Raw genomic sequence first — 6,000 nt, forward strand, 5'->3', positions numbered from 1 at the left:
CTTGGTCTCCTCAAACAATAAGGAATATTGTATACAAAATCAACTCAATTAACGGCAAGTGCACGAATGACTATACAACTAGAGCATTCTTTACTCGGTTTTACTCGCCATTGATGACGTTAAACGATGAAACTTTTATGAATCGGAAACAAGATAAAGATAAATCCCAATTAAAACAACGCATTAAATTAAAGCCGTATTTTTAACTGCTTTAAAAACCGCTTGTCAGCCTCCGTACAATACGATAACTTGTATAGCATTAAAGCCAAACAACTAAGAGCAAGCGATGAGCCTGAACCTCATTCACCACCACCATCATCATTACTGAGCCGTCCGGCTTTGTCGGAGGGCTGATGTTTGGTTCCTCCGGTGGCAGCTTGCAACAACCCCGGGAGAACCCGGGGTTTTTTATTCTTATTTTCGGAGCACCACAATGACGTTCAATCAAAATTCCAGCCGCCTGCGCATCGCCATGCAAAAATCCGGGCGTTTGTCGCAAGAGTCACAAGCTTTACTGGGCAGCTGTGGGCTAAAAATCAATCTGCGCGAACAACGGCTGATCGCTCACGTCGAGAACATGGCCATTGATATTCTGCGGGTGCGTGATGACGATATTCCCGGCCTGGTGATGGATGGCGTCTGCGACCTGGGCATCGTTGGCGAAAACGTGCTGGAAGAAGAGTCACTGCAACGCCAGCTTGATAACGAGCCGTGCGATTATGCGGTGTTAAGCCGGCTCAATTTCGGTGGCTGTCGTTTATCCATTGCCGTCCAGCAGGAGTCGGCCTACGATGGCCCGGCCAGTCTGAACGGCAAAACCATTGCCACCACCTACCCGCGTTTATTGAACCGCTATTTGAAACAGCAAGGGGTGCAGGCCCGGATCGTCACCTTAAAAGGCTCGGTCGAGGTGGCGCCCCGGGCAGGCCTGGCCGATGCCATCTGCGATCTGGTGTCCACCGGCGCGACCTTAGAAGCCAATGGCTTAAAGGAAGTCGAAGTCATTTACCGCAGCAAGGCCGTGCTGATTCAGCGCAAAGATCTGGCCGACGCGGCTCAGCTGAAGCTGATCAGCACCCTGATGCCACGCATCAATGCGGTGATGCAGGCCAATGAAAGCAAGTACATTATGTTGCACGCTCCAAAAGCCAGACTGGATGACATCATCGCCCTGCTGCCCGGCGCAGAAAACCCGACCCTGCTCCCCCTGGCCGGCAATGACGATCAGATGGCAGTGCATGTAGTCAGCAGCGAGACCCTGTTCTGGGAAACCATGGAGCAATTAAAATCGCTTGGTGCCAGCTCCATTCTGGTGCTGCCGATTGAGAAGATGATGGAGTAAGGCATGACGCAGTGTCTGAACTGGCAGCAACTCAATGCTGCCGAACAAGCCGCCGCTTTGGCCAGGCCCAGCCTGCCCGATTCTGCAGCACTAAAAACGACAGTGGCCGGCATTATTGCCGAAGTGCGCCGCGATGGCGATGCAGCCCTCAAGCGCCTGAGCGAACAATTTGATGGGCTGGCCGACAATGCCTTGCTGCTGACCGAAGCACAGCGAACAGCATTAATCGCCCAGCTTAAGCCAGAGCGCAAAGCCGCCATTGAGCTGGCCTATGGCAATATCCGCCGTTTTCATGCCGCCCAACAACCGACCGATATTCAGGTAGAAACCACGCCGGGCGTGTTTTGCGAGCTGCGCCAACGTCCCATTGGCTCGGTAGGCTTGTACATTCCAGGCGGCAGTGCTCCCTTGCCCTCCACGGTGCTGATGCTGGGTGTACCGGCGCAACTAGCTGGCTGTCCCCGTACCGTGCTGGTGACTCCCCCGGGGCGACCAACTGCGACTGATATCGCGCCAGAAATTGTCTATGCCGCTGAGCTGTGCGGTATTCAGCAGATTTTCACCATCGGTGGTGCTCAGGCCATTGCCGCCCTGGCTTATGGCACCAAGAGCATTGCCAAAGTCGATAAAATCTTTGGCCCGGGCAACCGCTATGTCACCGAAGCCAAGCAGCAAGTCAGTCAGGATGCCGCTGGTGCCATGATTGATATGCCGGCCGGTCCTTCCGAAGTACTGGTGCTGGCCGATGACAGCGCCAATCCTGCTTTTGTTGCCGCCGACTTGCTGTCGCAGGCCGAGCATGGGCCGGACTCACAGGTCTTGCTGGTCAGCCCCAGTCAGTCACTGATTGATAAAGTACTTCAGCAAGTAGAACAGCAGCTCAAAATCCTGCCGCGAGCCGATATTGCCCGTCAGGCGCTCAGCCACAGCCGGGCTATTTGCACCGCCGACTTAGCGACAGCGGTAGCCGTCACCAACGCCTATGCGCCGGAGCACTTAATTGTCCAAACTTACGACGACGATGCCTTAGTGCCGCAATTTACCAGCGCTGCCAGCATCTTTGTCGGCCCCTGGACGCCGGAGTCTGCCGGTGACTACGCCAGCGGCACCAACCATGTGCTGCCAACCTATGGCTACAGCCGAACAGCTTCCAGCCTGTCACTGACGGATTTTTACCGCCGTTTTACCGTGCAAAAGCTGACCCCGACTGGTATGCGTGCTATTGGCCCGGCCATTGTCACTCTGGCTGAAGCCGAGCAACTGGGTGCTCATGCATTGGCAGTGTCTTTACGTCTACAACAGCTTGATTTACAACAACCAGACTTGCAGCAGCAGGGCTCAGCACAAAGGGAGTCTTTGAATGAGCGTTAAGATATCTGAACTGGCCCGCGCGTCTGTGCAGGCTATTGTGCCCTACGCATCAGCCCGGCGCAGCATGAGCGGCGGTGCCAGTTGGCTCAATGCCAATGAAAATGCGCTGGCAACCGACTACCAGCTGAGCGGGCAGTTTAACCGCTACCCCTCCTGCCAACCGGCTGCTCTGATTGAAGGTTATGCCCGCTATGCCGGTGTTGCCCCCGAGCAGGTATTGGTCAGTCGCGGTGCCGATGAAGGCATTGAGCTGCTTATCCGCAGTTTCTGTGAGCCAGGCGAAGATCGCATTGCTATCTGCCCGCCGACCTACGGCATGTATGCCATCAGCGCCGAGAGCAATCAGGTCGCCTCCGTGATCGTGCCGCTGCAACCGGATGCCAGCCTGGATGTCGAAGCCCTTATCCAGGTAGAGGCCAAACTGGTGTTTATCTGCAGCCCGAACAACCCAACCGGCGATCTGATCCCACGCCAGCAAATCCTGGCGGTGTTGGAGCACTTTCGCAGTAGCGCCCTGGTGGTCGTGGACGAAGCCTACATTGAATTTGCCATGCAGGCGTCTGTAGTAGATTTACTGCAACAGTATCCAAACCTGGTGATCCTGCGAACCTTATCCAAAGCTTTTGCCTTGGCCGGCCTGCGTTGTGGCTTTACCCTGGCTGCACCAGAGGTAATCAATGCCCTTAAGCAAATGATCGCCCCCTACCCCATTGCCGAGCCAGTGGCGCAAATTGCCGTGCAGGCATTATCGCAGCAAGGCATTGCCCGCATGCAGCAAAGCGTCGCCATCATCAATCAACTGCGCACTGCATTCAGTGCCTTTGTAAGCACGCTGCCCGGTGTTTCACGGGTTTGGCCCAGCCAGGCCAACTTTGTGCTGCTGCAGGTACCGGATGCCGCGGCTTGTGTCACAGCACTGCAGCAACAAGGCATTTTGATCCGCAACCAATCGGCGCAGCTTGGCCTGACCGACGTGGTACGGGTCTCGATTGGCAGCCCGGATGAAATGCAGGCGCTGCAACAAGCGATGCAGGATTATTTTTGTAACCTGGGTGTTCGCACCCCCAATTCACAGGAAGCAACAGCATGAGTGGCCAACCGATCCTTTTTATTGACCGCGACGGCACCATGGTGGAAGAGCCCGCCATCGACAAACAGTTAGACAGCCTGGAAAAGCTGGTGTACGAACCTGGCCTGGTGCCCGCCCTGCTGAAGTTGCAGGCAGCTGGTTACCGGCTGGTGATGGTGACCAACCAGGATGGTCTGGGCACGGACAGCTTCCCACAGGCTGATTTTGATGCCCCGCACAACAAAATGATGCAACTGCTGAACTCGCAAGGCATCCAGTTTGACGATGTGCTGATTTGCCCGCACTTTGAACACGACAACTGCAGTTGCCGTAAGCCCAAATTAGGTCTGGTCAAAGATTACCTCCAGCAAGGCAAAATCGATTTTACCAACTCCTATGTGATTGGCGATCGGCAAACCGATGTGCAGCTGGCAGAAAACATGGGGCTGCCGTCATTCCAGTACCAGCGTGAGAACCTGGGTTGGGCCGAAATCACCCGGCGTATTTTAAGCCGGGGGCGCAGCGCCGAAGTGGTTCGTACCACCCGCGAAACCGATATTCGCGTGGCTGTGGATCTGGATAACCCGGGCAACAACCGTTTTGATACCGGTGTCGGCTTTTTCGACCATATGCTGGAGCAAATTGCCACCCACGGTAACTTTTCGCTGCAGGTCGAGGTAAAAGGCGACTTGCACATCGATGATCACCACAGCGTGGAAGACACAGCGCTGGCACTGGGTCAGGCGCTGAAACAGGCCCTTGGCAACAAGCGTGGCATCAACCGCTTTGGCTTTGTGCTACCGATGGATGAGTGCCGGGCTGAGTGCGTGCTGGATTTATCCGGCCGGCCGCTGTTTGTTTTTAACGGCAAGCTCGGTGACGGCATGGTCGGTGGCCTGACGCTGGAGATGGTGCCGCACTTTTTCCGCTCCATCAGCGATGCCATGCTGATGTCGCTGCACCTGAGCATTACCGACGGCAATAAACACCACCAGGTCGAAGGCTTGTTCAAGGCCTTTGGCCGGGCGCTGCGCCAGGCCATTGCGGTCAGTGGTGAAGCTCTGCCCAGCTCCAAAGGGGTGCTGTAATGAGTGCTTTGGTGATTGTCGATACCGGCTGCGCCAACATCAGCTCGGTGTATTTTGCCTTTAAGCGCCTTGGCGTAGACGCCTTGATCAGCAAGGATCCGCGCGCCATCAAGGCCGCCAGTCGCATTGTCTTGCCCGGGGTTGGCAGTGCCCGCCAGGCCATGCAGAACCTGCAGCAACGCGAACTGATAGAGTGCCTGCAGGCCGTGCAGCAACCCATGCTGGGCATCTGCCTTGGCATGCAGCTGCTGACTGCCCACAGCATGGAAGGGGATGTGCCCTGTCTGAACCTGATCCCAGGCGAAGTGCTGCCCCTGCTGGCCGATGGCCTGCGTCTGCCCCATATGGGCTGGAATACGCTGCACAGCATTGCCGAACACCCGTTAATGACTGGCTTTGATGGCAGCGATTACTTCTACTTTGTGCACAGTTTTGGCGTGGCCGCGAATCGCTACAGCTTGGCGCTGTGCGACTACGGCAACGACTTTTCGGCGGTGATTGCCAAAGGCAATGTGGCCGGAGCCCAATTTCACCCGGAGCGCTCTGGCAAGGTCGGTGCCCGTTTATTGCAAAACTTTATGGAGTGGCAACCATGATTATTCCTGCCATTGATTTAATCGACGGCCAAGTAGTAAGGCTGTATCAGGGTTCCTACGACCAAACCACCGAATACAGCTTCAGCCCGCTCACCTTGCGCGATCAATACGCTGCTGCCGGCTCACCCATTTTGCATGTGGTGGATTTATCCGGCGCCAAAGATGCCAGCAAGCGCCAGTTAACCTTGCTGACCGAGCTGATGACCGAAGCGCCGCTGCACATTCAGGTCGGCGGTGGTGTGCGCTCGGAGCAGGATGTGCAAGAGCTTTTGGCAGCTGGCGCCAGCCGGGTAGTGATTGGCAGCCTGGCCATTCGTCAGCCCGAATTGGTGCAGAGCTGGCTAAAACAATACGGTGGTGAGCGCATTGTGCTGGCCCTGGATGTCGCCATTAACGATAAAGGTGAGAAAACCCTGCCCAGTCATGGCTGGATTGAAGCCTCCAATGTCACCTTAGAGCAGGTACTGGATGGTTTTATTGCCGCCGGCGCCAGGCATGTGCTTTGCACCGATATCAGCAAAGATGGCACCTTAA

Annotated in this window: 6 protein-coding genes; all 6 read left to right on the forward strand. The window is 55.8% G+C overall.

Annotation, left to right across the window (positions count from 1 at the left end):
* Window positions 1–433: 433 nt before the first annotated feature.
* Window positions 434–1,342: an ATP phosphoribosyltransferase gene (gene hisG / locus JJU14_RS12135; protein ID WP_228613906.1), complete on the forward strand. Its 909-nt coding sequence runs from the start codon at window positions 434–436 to the stop codon at window positions 1,340–1,342.
* A 3-nt stretch (window positions 1,343–1,345) separates the two neighbouring features.
* Window positions 1,346–2,713: a histidinol dehydrogenase gene (hisD, locus tag JJU14_RS12140; protein WP_228613908.1), complete on the forward strand. Its 1,368-nt coding sequence runs from the start codon at window positions 1,346–1,348 to the stop codon at window positions 2,711–2,713.
* The gene (hisC, locus tag JJU14_RS12145; RefSeq protein WP_228613910.1) at window positions 2,703–3,803 is read left to right on the forward strand and encodes a histidinol-phosphate transaminase; all 1,101 of its coding nucleotides are present in this window, start codon (window positions 2,703–2,705) and stop codon (window positions 3,801–3,803) included. Before hisD ends, hisC begins: the two co-directional genes overlap by 11 nt.
* Complete coding sequence (gene hisB, locus JJU14_RS12150) at window positions 3,800–4,870, forward strand: bifunctional histidinol-phosphatase/imidazoleglycerol-phosphate dehydratase HisB (RefSeq protein WP_228613912.1); 1,071 nt, start codon at window positions 3,800–3,802, stop codon at window positions 4,868–4,870. The genes hisC and hisB overlap by 4 nt, the downstream gene beginning before the upstream one ends.
* Entirely contained in the window at window positions 4,870–5,466 is a 597-nt protein-coding gene (hisH, locus tag JJU14_RS12155; RefSeq protein ID WP_228613914.1) for an imidazole glycerol phosphate synthase subunit HisH, read from the forward strand. Before hisB ends, hisH begins: the two co-directional genes overlap by 1 nt.
* On the forward strand, window positions 5,463–6,000 hold a 538-nt coding region (locus JJU14_RS12160; protein WP_228613916.1), incomplete at its 3' end, for a 1-(5-phosphoribosyl)-5-[(5-phosphoribosylamino)methylideneamino] imidazole-4-carboxamide isomerase. The genes hisH and JJU14_RS12160, both read left to right, overlap by 4 nt.

Origin of the sequence: Alkalimonas sp. (assembly GCF_020831925.1) — a bacterium.
In the GTDB taxonomy this organism is placed as follows: Bacteria; Pseudomonadota; Gammaproteobacteria; order Enterobacterales; family Alteromonadaceae; genus Alkalimonas.